This is a genomic window from Vibrio sp. V15_P4S5T153 (assembly GCF_963874485.1).
GTDB lineage: Bacteria > Pseudomonadota > Gammaproteobacteria > Enterobacterales > Vibrionaceae > Vibrio > Vibrio anguillarum.
In genome coordinates, this window is sequence record NZ_CAWNHR010000018.1 from 341,146 (window position 1) to 357,788 (window position 16,643).

At 44.2% G+C, this 16,643-nt stretch carries 14 protein-coding genes; 7 read left to right on the forward strand and 7 right to left on the reverse strand.

All coding sequences use genetic code 11. The features are described 5' to 3' along the window. Window positions 1-7 precede the first annotated feature (7 nt). On the forward strand, window positions 8-766 hold the full coding sequence (locus AACT42_RS17005) for an EAL domain-containing protein (protein ID WP_026027758.1): 759 nt from the start codon (window positions 8-10) through the stop codon (window positions 764-766). A 33-nt stretch (window positions 767-799) separates the two neighbouring features. On the opposite strand, the gene AACT42_RS17010 is transcribed toward AACT42_RS17005, so the two are convergent. Continuing rightward, complete coding sequence (locus tag AACT42_RS17010) at window positions 800-1,828, reverse strand: VirK/YbjX family protein (RefSeq protein ID WP_017046842.1); 1,029 nt, start codon at window positions 1,826-1,828, stop codon at window positions 800-802. Between the two features lie 113 nt (window positions 1,829-1,941). Here AACT42_RS17010 and slyA point away from each other — a divergent pair, with 113 nt between their 5' ends. The 3 genes from slyA to AACT42_RS17025 are packed head-to-tail and all read left to right on the forward strand — an operon-like array spanning window position 1,942 to window position 4,533. Further along, entirely contained in the window at window positions 1,942-2,424 is a 483-nt protein-coding gene (gene slyA, locus AACT42_RS17015; RefSeq protein ID WP_019283056.1) for a transcriptional regulator SlyA, read from the forward strand. Between the two features lie 6 nt (window positions 2,425-2,430). Then, window positions 2,431-3,486 (forward strand): HlyD family secretion protein, encoded by a 1,056-nt coding sequence (locus tag AACT42_RS17020; protein WP_019283055.1) that lies wholly within the window; start codon window positions 2,431-2,433, stop codon window positions 3,484-3,486. A gap of 12 nt (window positions 3,487-3,498) precedes the next feature. Then, complete coding sequence (locus AACT42_RS17025; protein ID WP_017049321.1) at window positions 3,499-4,533, forward strand: DUF2955 domain-containing protein; 1,035 nt, start codon at window positions 3,499-3,501, stop codon at window positions 4,531-4,533. A gap of 46 nt (window positions 4,534-4,579) precedes the next feature. Here AACT42_RS17025 and AACT42_RS17030 read toward each other — a convergent pair whose 3' ends face one another. Further along, the gene (locus tag AACT42_RS17030; RefSeq protein ID WP_017049322.1) at window positions 4,580-5,815 is read right to left on the reverse strand and encodes a zinc-dependent metalloprotease family protein; all 1,236 of its coding nucleotides are present in this window, start codon (window positions 5,813-5,815) and stop codon (window positions 4,580-4,582) included. 55 nt (window positions 5,816-5,870) lie between these two features. Continuing rightward, window positions 5,871-6,527 carry a hypothetical protein gene (locus AACT42_RS17035; protein ID WP_094132416.1) on the reverse strand — a complete coding sequence of 219 codons (657 nt, stop codon included), beginning with the start codon at window positions 6,525-6,527 and terminating at the stop codon, window positions 5,871-5,873. Between the two features lie 1,177 nt (window positions 6,528-7,704). Here AACT42_RS17035 and AACT42_RS17040 point away from each other — a divergent pair. From AACT42_RS17040 to nhaD, 3 genes are all read left to right on the forward strand, one after another. Then, window positions 7,705-8,148, forward strand: a complete 444-nt coding sequence (locus AACT42_RS17040; protein WP_013868258.1) for a DoxX family protein — start codon at window positions 7,705-7,707, stop codon at window positions 8,146-8,148. 482 nt (window positions 8,149-8,630) lie between these two features. Continuing rightward, window positions 8,631-9,935: a dicarboxylate/amino acid:cation symporter gene (locus AACT42_RS17045; RefSeq protein ID WP_029189696.1), complete on the forward strand. Its 1,305-nt coding sequence runs from the start codon at window positions 8,631-8,633 to the stop codon at window positions 9,933-9,935. 169 nt (window positions 9,936-10,104) lie between these two features. Then, window positions 10,105-11,553: a sodium:proton antiporter NhaD gene (gene nhaD / locus AACT42_RS17050; RefSeq protein ID WP_088733080.1), complete on the forward strand. Its 1,449-nt coding sequence runs from the start codon at window positions 10,105-10,107 to the stop codon at window positions 11,551-11,553. Here nhaD and AACT42_RS17055 read toward each other — a convergent pair. The 4 genes from AACT42_RS17055 to AACT42_RS17070 all read right to left on the reverse strand — a co-directional run bounded on the left by AACT42_RS17055 (window position 11,550) and on the right by AACT42_RS17070 (window position 16,391). Next, window positions 11,550-12,479 carry a Gfo/Idh/MocA family protein gene (locus AACT42_RS17055; RefSeq protein WP_176429034.1) on the reverse strand — a complete coding sequence of 310 codons (930 nt, stop codon included), beginning with the start codon at window positions 12,477-12,479 and terminating at the stop codon, window positions 11,550-11,552. The genes nhaD and AACT42_RS17055 overlap by 4 nt on opposite strands. A 105-nt stretch (window positions 12,480-12,584) precedes the next feature. Continuing rightward, the gene (locus tag AACT42_RS17060; protein WP_094133867.1) at window positions 12,585-13,115 is read right to left on the reverse strand and encodes an MltR family transcriptional regulator; all 531 of its coding nucleotides are present in this window, start codon (window positions 13,113-13,115) and stop codon (window positions 12,585-12,587) included. Between the two features lie 61 nt (window positions 13,116-13,176). Further along, a complete protein-coding gene (locus AACT42_RS17065; RefSeq protein WP_094133868.1) occupies window positions 13,177-14,325 on the reverse strand; it encodes a mannitol-1-phosphate 5-dehydrogenase in 1,149 nt (382 codons plus the stop codon). A gap of 116 nt (window positions 14,326-14,441) precedes the next feature. Then, entirely contained in the window at window positions 14,442-16,391 is a 1,950-nt protein-coding gene (locus AACT42_RS17070) for a PTS mannitol transporter subunit IICBA (RefSeq protein ID WP_094133869.1), read from the reverse strand. Window positions 16,392-16,643 lie beyond the last annotated feature (252 nt).

Here is a 16,643-nt window from a genome sequence, read left to right on the forward strand (position 1 = left end):
AGTGATTATGCAACAACAGCAAGTCCATATGGACCAACGTATTTGCCAGCAATGCTCAGAAAAACAAAGCTTGCCTTTTGACTTCACCATGGCTTTCCAACCCATAGTTAACGTTGCAGATAACACCATCTTTGGCTACGAAGCACTCGTACGAGGTCTGAATAATGAATCGGCTTACTCCATCATTGAACAAGTCAGTGATGACAACCGATACCGCTTTGACCAACTTTGTCGAATCAAAGCGATTAAACTCGCGGCTAAACTAAAACTGTCAGGTATTTTGAGCATTAATTTTTTACCTAATGCCGTTTACCAACCAGAGCGCTGTATCCGCACCACATTAGAGGCAGCAAAGCAGTTCGGTTTCCCGACAGAACGGATCATGTTTGAATTTACTGAGGTGGAAAAAATCGTAGACACAGCGCACATAAAACGGATCGTCGCTTATTACTCCAACCTAGGATTTACTACCGCGATTGATGATTTCGGTGCAGGCTACGCCGGGCTTGGGCTATTGGTTAACTTCCAAACTAAAATAGTAAAATTAGATATGTCACTGCTGCGTAATATCGATCAAGACATCACGAAGCAAGCAATCGTCCGTCATACTGTTGCAATGCTCATTGAACTAGGGATTTGTCCACTCGCTGAAGGTATTGAAACTCAACAAGAAATGTTATGGCTAAAACGACTCGGCATTGAACTCATGCAAGGCTACTATTTTGCGAAACCTGAGTTTGAAGCGTTGCCTACAGTGACGTTTTGAACCATAACATCAGCCTCTAATTTTGTGGATCCATCAAACCACGAAATGCTTGGGCATAAGTTTCAACTGTTCAATACGGCCCGACATGGCTGTTTCCACCTCGGCTAACCACTCATAACGTTTAGTATATAGACGGCGTTTATTGCGATTTAGCGTCTCAACACCTTTACGGTTTGGCGTGGTTGGCAAACGGTACAAATATTTGCTCATTTTCTCTGCTTCGTACTCTGTCCACAGTTCATCGTAATCAAAGCTTACTGATTTGCGCTTTGATCCAATATAACGCAACGCTTGATACATATGGCCGCGGTTAGAAATCGCATACAGGTTCTCAACCCCTAAAATACGCGCTAGCGTCATGATCATTTCAACCATCAGTGCTTTAGTTCTTAAGCCGTGAGTCGTGCGCGTCAAATCTTTAATGATTTGATTACGATCGGTCACACCACTGCTTGGACCTTGTAGTGAACCAATGTAAATACTGCGCCCTTGATCAGAAACATTGAAACTGATCGAGTAAATTTTCTGCCCTTTTTCATCCGTCAGTTGCAGCCCCAACGAGCCTTCTCTTATCTCTCCACTGCACAGGCTTAATGAATAACTCGCCCCATTTTTGTCGTAAAAATCAAAAATAGAGAAGCCTGATTCTGAGAAAAACTTCGCAGCATTAAAGCCAAACTGTTCAACTAAGTAGATAAAATGTTGATTAATGTGCCATGTACGCTCTTTGGCAGACCAATTGACGCAGAGATAAGGTTTTAATGGTTTTTCCAAAAACTGTGGGCATTGCTTCAATACCTCCGCTAACTCGGAGCACGAAAACAGCCTCAGCATACTCTTTAGAGCATAGGCATTGGTCACACCCCATAAACAAAAACGGATATTCTTCCTGATTTTAGACCAGCCTTTGGTATTGGGGTAAATCGTTTCGGAGAGTTCAGACAGGCTAAACAGGTAGTCGAGTTTATTTTCAATTATCATAGTATGGACCAGAATTTCAGCAGCTAGGACAGCCTCAAACATTGGGGAGTCGCTCATTGAAAATAATGTACAGTGTTTCATTGAGAGGTGCTGTCCTGAGTTTGTATGAAAATGTCAGCCTTCGTCATTAGCTATTTACTTAGCGCGCTAACTAAACTATATTACTTAGCACGCTAAGTAATATGTGACTCGTTATGATTGAAAACACACACACCCTGAAAGAATTATCACTCGCTGAGCAGTTTGCTCGTCTCTCACGCTTATGGAAAATGGTGGCGGACCGAGAACTCTCACCCTTGGGCCTTACCCATCCTCGTTGGACCGCATTGTGGAAATTACAGCGTCTCGGTGACAACGTCAGTCAAAAAACCTTAGCCGAAGCGTTAGAAATAGAACTGGCTTCTTTAATGCGAACTTTAAAGCAGCTCGAAGAACAATCGCTGATCGAACGTCACTGCTGTCACAACGATAAGCGCGCTCGAATCGTCAGTTTGACGAGTAACGGGCGTGCTCTTATCAAGCAGATGGAAACCCGTATTTTGCAAGTTCGCCAAAACTTACTGGGTAATATTGACGATCAACAATTGCACCAACTGACTCTTACGCTCGAACAAATCTCACACAACGCTCTAGATACGCTCAGCAAACCGATAGCAACACCTTCAAAGGAACAATAATTACTTATGACACCTGATCAAAAATTTGCACTTTGGATCAAATATTCCATCGTTGCTTTTGTGGCGCTCTTTGCCTATTTTTTGGTGGCCGATTTGGCTATGCCTTTAACACCGCAAGCCATGGCAACGCGGACTGTGACCAAAATATCTCCCCGAGTTAATGGTCAAATCAGTGATGTTTTTGTCACTAATAATCAAACCGTACACAAGGGTGAAGCACTTTTCACCATCGACCCACAACCCTATCAACTGGCGGTAGAGCAGGCCCAACTCAATTATGAACGTGCGGTACAAGGTAACGCTCAATTGGATGCATCGATTGCAGCCGCAGAAGCTAATGTCACGGCAAGCCGTATCGTTGCCGATCAAAAGTTGCGCGAAGCTAACCGATTAAACACTCTGTTTGCACGCAATGGGACTTCTCAGCAACTTAAAGACGATGCACAAAGTGGCGCTACCGCCGCGAAAGCCAATTTGGTTGCAGCGCAAGCTCACCTGCAAGAATTGCACGTCAGTCGAGGTAATAGTGACGAGAGTAATGTCAGCATTCGCGCCGCTTTGAACCAATTGGCGCAGGCCAAGCTAAACCTTGCCTACACACAAACGCTAGCAGAGCAAGATGGTGTCATTACCAACTTACAGCTTGAAACGGGCACCTACGCCGCAGCAGGTATGCCGTTAGTTGCGTTGGTAGCGACGGATGTAGACGTGATTGCTGATTTTAGAGAAAAAAGCTTACGCCATTTCCCAGACAATAGCCGCGCCCTAGTTGCTTTTGATAGCAAACCCGGCGAAGTCTTTACCGCGCGTATTCGTAGCCTGGATGCTGGGGTAAGCACTGGTCAGTTTGATGCGAATGGGCGTTTAGCCACTCCAACAGAATCTAATCGCTGGGTGCGTGATGCACAACGCATGCGTGTGCACCTTTCGCTCGATGAAACGATGTCAACATTGCCTTCCGGTGCTCGTGCGACGGTACAGTTGCTACCAGAAAGTGGCCCGTTTGCTTGGCTGGCAAAAATGCAAATTCAGTTTCTGAGCACTCTGCACTACGTCTATTAAGCGGAGTAAAAAATGCGACTTTGGGATCATCCATTATCTGAAAATGACTTTCGCCAATGCGTCAGAATAGCAACAGGTGCGACGCTTGGTTTTACCTTTTGTAAACTACTGGGTTGGAACTACGGGGTATTTTTTACCGTAACACCGATGCTGTTACTGGGCATGGTGCCCGTCATGAATGCGCACGCCGCAAAGCAACTGCTCGCTTCCGCCGTCGTTTGTGGCTTAGAAGTAGCCATTCTCGGGGGGCTGTTTGGCGCTCATCCGGCACTGATGACGATGATGGCTTTTGTACTGTTTCTCTGCAAATTTGCTTGTATGTCGAAAGGCAGCTTATTCTTATTTGGAGCGAACAGCGTATTGAGCTTGAGCATCATGCTGCACTTTGCAAGCTACCCCACAACTGATCTTAACGATCTGATTACTAGCAACTTTATCGCGAATTTGCTTTCGGTAATGGTCGCTTATCTGGTGACATTCTGTATTCCCGACGCACAGAAAAGGCAACCTCCCGCTCATGCAAGCGTGGCCAAAGAGTCACATCGTATGCGCCATGAAGCGCTCATGGGCGCAACCATTGCCACACTCTCTTTCGTTGTGTTTCAAATATTCGATCTGCAAGATTCAATGTCCGCGCAAGCCACAACTTTGTTGCTACTTTTCCCGATGCATTGGAACGGAGCGCTAGGCTACGCACGCAAACGCGCGATGGGTACTCTGCTTGGTGTCACTTTCGGTATTGCGGTCCAACTGCTGCTCTACGATTGGTCAGGTCAGCTTTTATTTGTTACTCCGCTGCTGTGGATAGGTGCGATGCTCTTTAGCTACTGGCATGTAAAAGAATCCAGCGGTTCAGGGGTCGGCTTTGGCTCATTGACTACCTTGGGGATCTTGTTTGGTCAATATTTGACGCCGGGCAATGATTTAATTTTCAGTGCCCTGTACCGAGTCGGCAGTATTTTGTTTGCTATTGTCGCCACATTACTTACAACCTATGTGATCCATCGATTGCTGAATCAATTCAAAGCCACCCAATTTGGCCAGTAATTAAAAACCCTGCACATAGGTGCAGGGTCAACATCACAGCAAACCTTTATTCAAAGGATAAGCGTGCCGAATTTAATACACCCGTTAAACCTTGATAGTGATCCGCCACGACTAAACGCCACTGGCCTTGCACGTTCATTTGTTGCATTCCGCTGAGTGTAAAGCGAACACGATAAGCCGTGTTGCGATCATACTGGTTATACGATTTTAAGTTCCAATAGCCACCATCAGGTGCATACAACTTGACTGAAACATCACCCACAAATGGGTGTTCAATATCAAGTTGAACAGTGGCCGTTTCCGCATTTCCTTGATAAGTCACATTAATCGGAAGTGCTAACTCTCCTTGTGCATGATCGGGAATGGCAAAAGGCCCTTGTAAATCATAGATGGCTTGTTGGGGCGAAGTCGGTTCAGTGGGTGACGTTCCTCCGTCATTACTCCCATCTGGACGTGCATAAATCGCCGCAATGTGTGGTGCGCTCAGGCCAATCGCTCGCACCGAGTTCGCGTAGTCAGTGACACCACATGCTTGACCTTTACACACTTTGCTTGGGTTAGAGAATGTGTAAGAACGGCTATGAATACCAAATAAGAAACCATAGGCCATGGTCGTCGCAAATTGGCCTTGAACCCCATAACCATACGCATCTTGCTCTGTACCATTTGAAAGATGGGGTTCGCCATTGTACTGTTCATGAGCATGGTTCAAGCCCAAATTGTGGCCTAATTCGTGAATAAACGTATCATCGCCACACTCATTCAAATAGCTATGACTGTACATTCTAGATTGCGCATAACGCGCACTATTGTTCCAATACGCGGCAGGGATTATCCATGCTAGACCACAGCTTAGCATGTAAGTACCATTGCCTTTATCTTCATAATCAGGAGAATTTTTAATATCTAGATTACGAAACAGCGCCACCATATCCGCGCCAACCTGCTTACGATATTGCTCAATATCGGCAAACGCCGGATCTTGTTTATTGCCGGGAGTAATCGCATCAAGCGCCTGCTCTTGCGATTTTTTCAGCCCTCTTTGCGTATCGTATTTTACTTCTTTCGTGCCAATTAAGTTGACTTTGATGTCCAGACCACTTTGACGCAGAATTTCATTTCCCACGTTAAATCGGTGCTGGATTTGAGCCACGTGATCTTGCTGAAACCACTCAGCCGTGCCGGGTGTATAAACACCTAGAATATCAATTTCAGTGGTTGCACTACTCGGTAACGCATGTGTTGCTAACACCACGGCTAATGCCAATGACGCTATTTTCATAGAAAACTCCTACATTATTTATTTTATTAACACACAAAGCCGTGCGTTTTAGGTATCAATGGCTGGTCGAGGTTTCGTCATAGCCATGATTCGGTGGTACTCGGTAAACCCATGCTTCACTGCCGTTGCCTTCAAGCTTCACTTGACCACTGGGATGACCAATAAAACCAAGTATTGCCGTTTTGCCGAAAGTGAATGTGGCCGGGTAAACTTCCCCGTCGAGTTCAAACTGCCCAGACCAAGTCCGGACGCCTTCATTCTGAATTTCTGATGAAGTTACTTGGATATTGACTGGCTGGTTATCAGGCATAGTGACCGTGACAGCATCGCCCGTTGCCAGAACTCGGAATTGTTCAATATTTTCGATTTCGATCGCTTTGATTTCCGTCACTGCATCACTTTTCGGCCTAATGGCTTGCAACGCTGGGCTTGGGTTGATGTCGTGCCATACTTCATCAACGGTTTGCGCCGCAAGCATGCGTTCTTCAGTGATAGGCTCTGAATTCAGAGCAGAACGAGCATCTCCAGCGTTCGATGCATCTTCTCGTGGTGGCTTCATCAGCTGACGCTCATCAGCAACTGTTGCGGCTTTAAAATCTGTATCCTCGTTATTATTCGGTGCTTTTTGGGCAGGCACTAATGTTAATGAACTATGGCTAATGTAATATTTACCAACAATGAGACCGAATATTGCTAATAACAAAATGGTCATTACCTTAACTTTCAAACTTTATATCTCCGACAATTAGATGTGGCATATATATAGATACATAAGATGTATGAATACAATTAAATAACGTGATCTTAAGTCAATAAAGTTAATGTTAAATATAATCAAACTTTATAGATTTGAATGATGATCTAATTTTCAAAAAAATGAATGCAATGCGCTAAATAAAATATCAAGCCAAAAGAAAAACAATAATCCGTAATTAATAAATTAGTTATTATTGTTTGATGGCAATAAACAGAGAAAATTAAAGAAGGTGGTACTCTTGATAACGACGAGTCTTATGAAAAAGGCACTTAAAAGCGCAAAAATACAGTTTAGGCTGTCTATGACTAAACAACTTGAAGTTGCAGGTCGATGTGGTAAGTGAGCACCACATAGCAATAGCTAAAAATGTAGTCAACATCGCTACAGCTTTCAATGGGAAGGAAAAAGCCTTCATTCTCGAAGCTCTTTAATCTATGGCTGAGCACTTTGCTGGAACTGTAAACCAACTAATTTGGTATTTTATCAAAACGTAATTCACTATTTACCCTAATGACCAAACAATAAGATATTTATCTATTCGGACATAAATCTTATTATTTCTTGACACTTATTCCATTATTTTAATATTTGCACTTTTTATAAACCATGGGAAAGAGAAAACAGATGATGGATGACATTGTAAAGAAAGATATAGCTAACGACCCAAAGGTAGCCCGTTTATTTTAGTAACCTTCTTCGTTTTTTAATTCATTATCTGCTCCTTTAAAAAGACACTACTATGAAATACAGGTCAATCCGAATTCTATTAGTGTCCGTATAAATGATAATATTGTGTATAACTACACAACTTGAAGTTGCAGGTAGGTTGGAAAGTAAGTTTCCCCCATGAGCATAGATAAACGATTTGATGAAGTGAGCGAACGTACCAACACCGCTGCAGCTTCAAATAAGAAGAGGATATCAAACGATCAATCGGCATGATTCATCATAGATAGAAGGTCACAACATTCCCCACGCTAAGAAAAGTACTAGATAAATCTTGTTCAATTTTTTCGAACTTAATCATCAAACGGAGTGAGTTATCTCAGGTTACGAATCACTCTACACTGGCTCCAACAGCTAGGAAGCCGCTGAGCACCTACTACCTTTTAATGAATCTGAGGACACTTTAATGAAAGCACTATTGAAACAACTAACCACATCAACTTCTGGATTTTCTGCGCTTGCGCTTCGTTTCCCAATTGGCATCATTTTTATGGCGCACGGTGCGCAGAAACTCTTTGGCTGGTTTGGAGGATATGGATTAGAAGGCACAGGTCAATGGATGGCTTCAATTGGCTTAAACCCAGGTGTGCTGATGGCATTTTTAGCGGGTAGTGGTGAATTCTTTGGGGGCCTATTCATTTTACTTGGCTTACTAACTCGCCCTGCCGCCTTGCTTCTTTCTATTACGATGATCGTCGCAATCGCTTCTGTACACTTAGGTAACGGCTTATTCATGGCTAATAACGGTTATGAGTTTGGCCTTGCGCTGCTTGCAGCCAGTGTATCGTTGGTTTTCTCTGGTGCTGGCAAATTGGCACTTGATAACTGGTTAAATAAAAAGCTCGCATAATCTATGCCTAAGGCCAGCATACCGTTTCATTGAAGGAGGCCAAGCCTCCTTCAAACGTTAAGATTTTCAGTCGATAACATTCAACTTAGTATCACTTTCCTTCCTTTCTCTACTTGTGTTGCATGCCCTTCTTTTTATGCTACATAAAAGTGCCGTTGAGACCCTATTCATATAAAGCAACCTTAATGGGTAAATATGCAACCAAACGAGCTTAAAATTGAATGAAAACTAGCGAATTACCATTAGATGAGAATAGTGATATTTGTTAACACAAAAGACTCATGTGTTGCCAAATGATAAAAAATAAAAATTTAAAACCAAAAATAGGTTATTAAAACGTAAAGGATGGGCGATTTTAAGTGATAAAGATCACAGCAATTAACCGTTAACATTATTTTACTTTTTGATTTGCACTCAGCCCTGCTAACCTGCGGCACGCTTTGAAATGATGTCGAAGTGCATAAAATAAAGGAGTGTTCACAATGAATACCAAAAAACCGATGTCGCTTACCGGCCGTGTTATTTTAGGTATGGTAGCGGGTATTTTGACTGGCTTTGCCATTCGAGCCCTATTTGCTGAAAACGGATTTGTTGACGCGTATATCGTTAACGGCTTATTCGATGTTGGCGGAAAAATCTTTATCGCCAGCTTAAAAATGTTAGTTGTACCCCTCGTGTTTGTTTCTCTCGTTTGTGGTACGAGCTCACTGAAAGATCTCACCACACTTGGCCGCATGGGCGGTAAAACCCTAGCCTTTTACATCGCAACCACTGCGATTGCCATCACACTGGCACTGACAATGGGCACTGTGTTTCAACCGGGGTCCGGAGCCGATTTAACCGCAGCAAGCTCATTCCAATCTGCGCAAGCCCCTTCTTTGGGCCAAGTGTTTATTGATATGTTCCCGACCAACCCAATCAGCGCGATGGCAGAAGGTAAAACACTGCAGGTCATCGTCTTTGCAGTACTATTTGGCATAGCCATCAGTGCCGCGGGTAAACCGGGCGAGCGTATTGCGGGCGTTTTTAATGACTTGAACGAAGTTATTATGAAACTAGTCGCCTTGTTGATGAACCTTGCTCCATACGGCGTATTTTTCCTGATGGCAAAACTGTTCACCAGCCTTGGTTTAAGTGCCATTTTGAACCTCGCAGAATACTTCGTAGTACTGACGGTTACCCTGCTGCTACACGGTTTTGTCACCTATAGTTTGATGTTGAAAGGCTTTACTGGTTTAAGTCCAATCACCTTCTTCCGTAAAATGGAAGATGCCATTATGTTCGCTTTCTCTACAGCCTCTTCCAATGCGACTATACCCGTCACCATGGAAACGGCTAAAAACCGCTTAGGGGTTGATAACAAGATAGCTTCTTTCACCATTCCGCTAGGTGCGACCGTTAACATGGATGGCACAGCGATCATGCAAGGCGTTGCGACAGCATTTATTGCCCAAGCGTTCAATATCGACCTAACCATGGGTGACTACGTGATGGTCATCCTCACGGCAACACTAGCCTCTGTTGGTACAGCAGGCGTTCCGGGTGTTGGTCTTGTCATGCTAGCGATGGTGCTAAACCAAGTCGGCTTGCCACTAGAAGGTATTGCTTTGATTATGGGTGTTGACCGCTTATTAGATATGATCCGCACCGCAGTCAATATTACTGGTGATAGCTGTGTGACTCTTATTGTGGCGAAAACAGAAGGCGCGTTAGATGAAGCTCGCTTTAATGATCCACAAGCTGGCGTGAAAGAAGAAGAAGTCCATTTAGCAAAAGCTCAAGCCTAACTTTCTTCACTTCCACTCATCAAAATCAAACCCTGTCGCTATTGCTACAGGGTTTTTCTTTATTCGCTTTACAGGTCAAGAATAAGATTAAAAATCAAGTAGATCAGAGCTATCTCACACCGAACTATCTTCAATAGATCTAGAATTTTATCAGCCTAACTTTCTAGGAGTGAACACAATGATACCTCGACGCACATGGCTTCTTTTGTTCTGCACTTTACTCTTTCCTTCAGTCGCTCTCGCTTCCTCTAACGATATCGATTCGTTAGATCTAACACACTCAACGATTGGTTATGCCTCTTTAGTCATTTTTACTCTGGCATACACTTTGGTCATGATGGAGGAGTACCTTAAGCTACGAAAGTCTAAACCTGTGTTACTTGCAGCTGGTTTAATTTGGGCCATGATTGGTTATGTTTATCAGCAGTATGAATTAACCGAGATTGCCAAAAACGCGCTAGAGCATAACTTGCTGGAATACGCCGAATTATTGCTGTTTCTGTTAGTCGCGATGACCTACATCAGTGCAATGGAAGAGCGGCGATTATTTGATGCATTACAAGCGTGGATGGTGGGAAAAGGTTTTGATTTTCGTGCTCTTTTTTGGATCACGGGGCTACTTGCATTTTTCATCTCGCCAATTGCCGATAACCTAACCACCGCGCTGTTGATGTGCGCTGTCGTACTAAAAGTGGCAGGAAACAACCCACGTTTTATCAACATTGCTTGTATTAATATCGTCGTAGCGGCTAACGCCGGAGGCGCTTTTAGCCCTTTTGGAGACATCACCACCTTAATGGTTTGGCAAGCGGGCCATGTGCCATTTTCACAGTTCCTTTCTCTGTTTCTCCCTTCTGTGATCAACTACCTTGTTCCTGCATTGCTGATGTCATTTTTCCTGCCCAAGGAAAAGCCAACCACCCTACATGAACATGTCGAGCTTAAACGTGGAGCCCGCCGTATTGTCGTACTTTTCATGTTAACCATTGCTACCGCCGTAGCATTCCATGCTGTGGTGCGCTTTCCACCCGTTATAGGTATGATGATGGGGCTCGCTTACTTACAATTTTTTGGCTATTTCCTCAGGAAAACCTTACCTACTTCGCTGGCCAAAAAAACCGTAATTGCGATTGCAAATAATGACGAGGCCGCCCTAAAACGTATTGGCTCGGTGGTGCCATTCGATGTCTTTAAGCGAGTTTCACACGCCGAATGGGATACGCTACTGTTTTTCTACGGGGTGGTCATGTGCGTAGGAGGGCTAAGCTTACTGGGTTATTTAGGCTTGATCTCGGAAGTGATGTATAGCCAATGGAACCCCATATGGGCAAACGTGATGATTGGTTTTCTTTCGGCAATTGTCGATAACATTCCCGTCATGTTTGCAGTACTGACGATGGAACCCGATATGTCCACCGGAAACTGGCTGCTCGTCACATTAACAGCGGGCGTCGGCGGCAGTTTACTCTCGATTGGCTCAGCCGCTGGAGTGGCTCTGATGGGCGCTGCACACGGCAAATACACCTTTGTAGGCCATCTAAAATGGACACCGATTATTGCAACAGGCTACGCCGCAAGTATTGGTGTCCATTTACTACTCAATCACGCTTTGTTTTAACGAATTTGCTTCGCAATATAATGACACAGCGCCTCTGCCAGCTGGTGCGAGGCCAAGTTGCGTGCCACCACTTCTGAAGCCAGCTTTCCACTATTTATCACGCCAATCCAATCGTCAATCATGGCGCTAAAGCCTTTACTGGCAAGCATTGGCGTCCAATCTTTTAAACTAAGGGCTTGCTCTTGCCCTTGATGCCAACGTTTTCCTTGTGTAAACGAATCAAACTCAAAACCTTCATTCACAAAGCTCGCGCTGACTCGCTCAGCGGTTATGCCGAACTGGCGATTCATTGAGGCATGCAGCAAACTTTCGCCGTGTTGCCATTGAACATCCAAGCGGGATAACTGACCTTGATGCTGCTGGTAGGTAATATAAGCATAATCCAATGTGGCTTTAGCATTCACGTTTACGCTGTCTAGCGGATGGATAAAATCATCAAAGATAAAGGTGCGCACATCACCGGGCAGATCATAGCGGTGCTTTTCCCAACGAAGCGAACGTAAGTCGTTTCTATTACTAGTTTGCACTGCATTTAGGTGTTGGTTATAGAGCGGAATATGTCGGCGATTAAACCCCACATACAAGGGTTGACGATGCTTTTCTGCAAGCTCATACAACATTTCACAGGCGCTTGCGCTGTCGGCTAGCGGCTTATCAACAAAGGTTGGAATTCCGTGTTCAAGGAAAAATTGGGCGATTTGAGGGTGAGCCGAGGTCGCCGCATGGATCATAACCGCATCAACGTTATAGCCAAGTAGCTCTCGATAATCCGTGCAATTCTCTGAAATGCGGTAACGCTGCGCTAGCTGCGTAACAAGAGCTGGATTACGAGTACAAAATACCAATTCTAAATCTGGGCGCTGTGTGATGACCGGAAGATACGCCTTTTGCGCGATATCACCTAGACCAATAATGCCAATTTTCATCATCAAATCTCTTTTCGTTAGATGAAGGTTAGGCTAACACAAGAAGATAAAAAAGGGAGGTGTAGAACCCAGTGAAAAGGCAATCCTTGCCTGTCTGGGATGAGGCTAAAATGGGCTCTCTTTGTTCAGTTCATTGCAAATTTCGACAATCGCCAATGAGAGCCCGGATTTGATGATTTGTTGCTGACGCTGAAGTTGAAGCTGGTAAAAATCCAGTTCAATGTCGCCATCCGGTTCCAATACTTCCAACTGCACCATGCCCATTTTGGCCACCAAATGGAGCTTTTTTATCGGCACCAAAATTTTCGGGTCGGTGAACTCGTATTCAGCACCATCACTGTTGAGTTGATTACGCAGTTTGATGATATCTTCAATATCGTGGTAAACATCATCAGGTAATACCCCAAGACCAAACAGCAGTTTTAGCCTGACAGACAAGTTGCCGAGTGGTCCAGAATCTTGCAATAGAGGGCCAACTACTGATTGGACAGCGAAGTTATCTTTGCGAAAAATGCGTTGCATTAATGCATCAATCGCCTCACTGAACACTTCAACCGTCGTAATAAAGAATCCGCGCACCGAATGGGCACTATTCAGTCGTTCAATTATATCGCTTTCGTTAATTCTATCTGCCATACGCTGTACTAATTGTTGTTATAAAGGGAGGGCATTAGCGCCCTCCAAAGTATTTATGTGATTAAAGCTGTTTGTAGATCGCTTCAATTTGCTTAACCTGCTCGCTCTGCTCATCTAACCCTGTGTAATGGGCCAGTGTTTTACATACGCCATATTGGTTCAATGATGTTTGAAGCTCGACCGCTTGAGGATCGCTGTCGTTGGTATACTTAAGGGCCGCCGCAATCCCTTTCAATAGCATTTTGTTTTCAACACCGTACTCGATTGTACCGAGTAATGGCTTGATTAATCTATCATTGGGGCCTAATTTTCGTATTGGCTGACGACCAACGCGATCCACTTCATCCACCAAATATGGGTTGGCAAAGCGGCTCAATATTTTTTCGATATAAGCGGCGTGCAATTCAGGGTCAAAACCGTAACGACGAATGAGTACTTCACCGCTTTCATGCATGGCTTGCTTCACTTGCTGACGAATTGCAGGATCTTCAATTGCTTCACGAATCGTCTTATGACCACTCAAACAACCCAAATAGGCGGTAATGCAGTGCCCAGTATTTAAGGTGAAAAGTTTACGCTCAACAAAAGCCATCAGATTATTGGTTTTTTCCATCCCTTCAATGTTGGGGATCTCACCTTTAAATTGCTGTTCATCAACAATCCATTCGCTGAAACTTTCAACCGTCACGGCCAACGGGTCATCGTTCGCGGCTTCGACAGGTGGCACAATGCGATCCACCGCGGAATCGACAAAACCAATTAACTCATCGGTTTTAGCATGCAGCGATGGGTCTAGATATTTATACACTTCGCCTTTCAGGTGTGTTGTACCGCGCACCATGTTTTCACAAGCGATCACATTGAGTGGCTGTTCATTGCCCGCTTCAAATCTTTTGGTGATGCCTTTGGCGATCGTTTTCGCAATGATATCAAGCACTGCAGGGCCGACAGCTGTAGTAACTAAATCCGTTTTTACAATGCGATCAATCACATCATTACTGGCTGAATTCACCGCAGTGACATGAGTGACAGTATCAATTTTGCACTCAGAACCCACTACCTTTACTTTGTATTCTTGACGATGACTCAATTGATCGACCAAAGGTTCATTGACATCGGCAAAAGTCACTTCAATGTCTGCATCGGCCAATAATTTACCAATAAAACCACGACCAATGTTACCCGCGCCAAAATGTACTGCATTTTTCATAATCTTACCTACCAAAAACTTATCTAAAAGAGAAAAGAGCGCTTAATACTTCAATTGAGGTGAGGTCAGCAGTATAGGGGAACAGCCGACCTCGTTTTGCCTCAGGAGCAAAAGCGTTACGCTGCTTGGTTACCCGATAGGATGGCCAAGATATCGCTCACGTCTCTGGTTGAGGTGAGCTTCTCGATAGCATCAGGCTCATCGAGTGCGTTGGTAATGGTGGTAATAACTTGAATATGTTCATCATTTTTGGCGGCAATACCGATAACCAGTTTCGCGACGCCATCTTGGTCGTCCGTAAACTGCACACCAGCAGGATATTGGCAAATCACAATACCCGTTTTAATCACACGGTCTTTGGCGGCGACGGTGCCATGAGGAACGGCAATCGATTCTCCAAGATAAGTGGATACCATTTTCTCACGTTCAAACATGGCATCAACATACTCAGGCTCCGCATAGCCAAGCTCAACTAACTTATTGCCAGCGAAACGAATGGCTTCTTCTTTATTAGCGGCATTCAAACCTAAGTGAATGTTTTCTTTTTGGATTTGAAAAACGGACGGTTTTTGAATTTCAAAGCTGTCGTCATTCGCAGCGAGGATGGATACTTTAACCACATCGCTATCATTCGCCGCCTTAGGGCGTTGAGCTGCCAAAAGCTTAGTCACAAGCTGGTTGTACATTTCACTGTCTAAAAAGTTGCTCAGTGAAATATGCTGTGCACTGGGTGCATGTGTGCGTGCGCGGCCAGTCAGGTCTTTATGAGTAATCACGATTTCTGCGTTCTCCGGCAAACTATTGATGGCAAGGTTAGTGACGTGAATCGCTAAGCCCGCATCTTTGATTTTTTTACGCAGCATGCTTGCGCCCATTGCGCTTGAACCCATACCCGCATCGCAAGCAACAATAATGCTTTTCACGTTGGCTAAATCAATATTGCTTTTTTGAGAAGCCGCCGTCACATTGCCCTTTGCGCTCGATTTCATCTCTTTCATTTGTGATGTGGCTTTTTCTAACGCCGCTTCATCACCTTCTTCCTCGGTGCTGCTCTGTGCTTTCATCAATAATGACGCAACGGTAAAGGACACACCTGCCGCACCAAATATTGAGCATAATACGCCAACAATCGATCCTTTCTGTGTCATCAGTAGTACTGCAAAGATAGAGCCAGGAGACGCTGGAGAAACAATACCTGCATTGAAGAGAGTCAAAATGAACACCCCTGTCATACCACCAGCAATCGCTGCAAGAATCAGACGTGGATTCATCAGTATGTATGGGAAATAAATCTCATGGATGCCGCCGAAGAAGTGAATGATGGAAGCGCCACCAGCTGTTTGACGTGCTGTACCTTTACCAAACACCATGTAAGCCAACAAAATACCGAGACCAGGGCCAGGGTTTGCTTCAATTAAGAAGAAGATTGACTGCCCCATTTCACTGGCTTGTTGAATACCTAACGGTGAGAAAATACCGTGGTTAATCGCGTTGTTAAGGAACAAGATCTTCGCGGGTTCAACAAAAATAGAGGTGAGTGGTAAAAGGTGTGCTGAAACTAGGAAGTTTACGCCTGCCGCTAAACCACCAGAGAGCACTTTGACAAATGGCCCAATAAGGTAAAACGCCAAGATTGCGCCAAGCATACCAATAATGCCTGCCGAGAAGTTGTTTACCAACATCTCAAAACCGCTTTTTACTTTACCTTCAACACGTTGGTCAAAGGTTTTGATCGCCCAACCACCCATAGGGCCAACCATCATGGCTCCCATGAACATGGGGATATCTGTTCCGACAATCACACCCATTGTGGTGATGGCACCGACAACAGCGCCACGTTCTCCACCAACCAATTTACCACCCGTGTAACCAATCAGCAGTGGTAATAAGTAAGTAATCATCGGCCCAACCATAGATGCTAACGTTTCATTCGGTAGCCAACCTGTTGGGATAAATAGTGCGGTTATAAAGCCCCACGCGATAAACGCGCCAATGTTTGGCATAACCATGTTAGATAAGAAGCGACCAAAATTTTGTATCTTGATCTTTGCATCTGGTGATATCATGTGGATTCCCCGTTCGATGTTCTGATGAATATTGTTGTTGTAACGGTTCTGCGAAAAACCGTTGATTGCTTAGTACACAATCAATTTACCACACAATTTCATTCTGGAACTGACGACGGGTTTTTCGTGATCAGCCCCTCATAAATCCTAGCTTACAAATCATTTCTTCGTGATCATGGTCATTAAATTGACATGTAAATTTACAACAAAAAACAAAAATACAACTTGTCAACAAGATTTAAACGATCAACA

Bases quoted from the DNA above. Each gene is read 5' to 3' on its own strand.
- AACT42_RS17005 (WP_026027758.1), top strand. From the start codon at position 8: ATGCAACAACAGCAAGTCCATATGGACCAACGTATTTGCCAGCAATGC.
- AACT42_RS17010 (WP_017046842.1), bottom strand. From the start codon at position 1,828: ATGAAACACTGTACATTATTTTCAATGAGCGACTCCCCAATGTTTGAG.
- slyA (WP_019283056.1), top strand. From the start codon at position 1,942: ATGATTGAAAACACACACACCCTGAAAGAATTATCACTCGCTGAGCAG.
- AACT42_RS17020 (WP_019283055.1), top strand. From the start codon at position 2,431: ATGACACCTGATCAAAAATTTGCACTTTGGATCAAATATTCCATCGTT.
- AACT42_RS17025 (WP_017049321.1), top strand. From the start codon at position 3,499: ATGCGACTTTGGGATCATCCATTATCTGAAAATGACTTTCGCCAATGC.
- AACT42_RS17030 (WP_017049322.1), bottom strand. From the start codon at position 5,815: ATGAAAATAGCGTCATTGGCATTAGCCGTGGTGTTAGCAACACATGCG.
- AACT42_RS17035 (WP_094132416.1), bottom strand. From the start codon at position 6,527: ATGACCATTTTGTTATTAGCAATATTCGGTCTCATTGTTGGTAAATAT.
- AACT42_RS17040 (WP_013868258.1), top strand. From the start codon at position 7,705: ATGAAAGCACTATTGAAACAACTAACCACATCAACTTCTGGATTTTCT.
- AACT42_RS17045 (WP_029189696.1), top strand. From the start codon at position 8,631: ATGAATACCAAAAAACCGATGTCGCTTACCGGCCGTGTTATTTTAGGT.
- AACT42_RS17055 (WP_176429034.1), bottom strand. From the start codon at position 12,479: ATGAAAATTGGCATTATTGGTCTAGGTGATATCGCGCAAAAGGCGTAT.
- AACT42_RS17060 (WP_094133867.1), bottom strand. From the start codon at position 13,115: ATGGCAGATAGAATTAACGAAAGCGATATAATTGAACGACTGAATAGT.
- AACT42_RS17065 (WP_094133868.1), bottom strand. From the start codon at position 14,325: ATGAAAAATGCAGTACATTTTGGCGCGGGTAACATTGGTCGTGGTTTT.
- AACT42_RS17070 (WP_094133869.1), bottom strand. From the start codon at position 16,391: ATGATATCACCAGATGCAAAGATCAAGATACAAAATTTTGGTCGCTTC.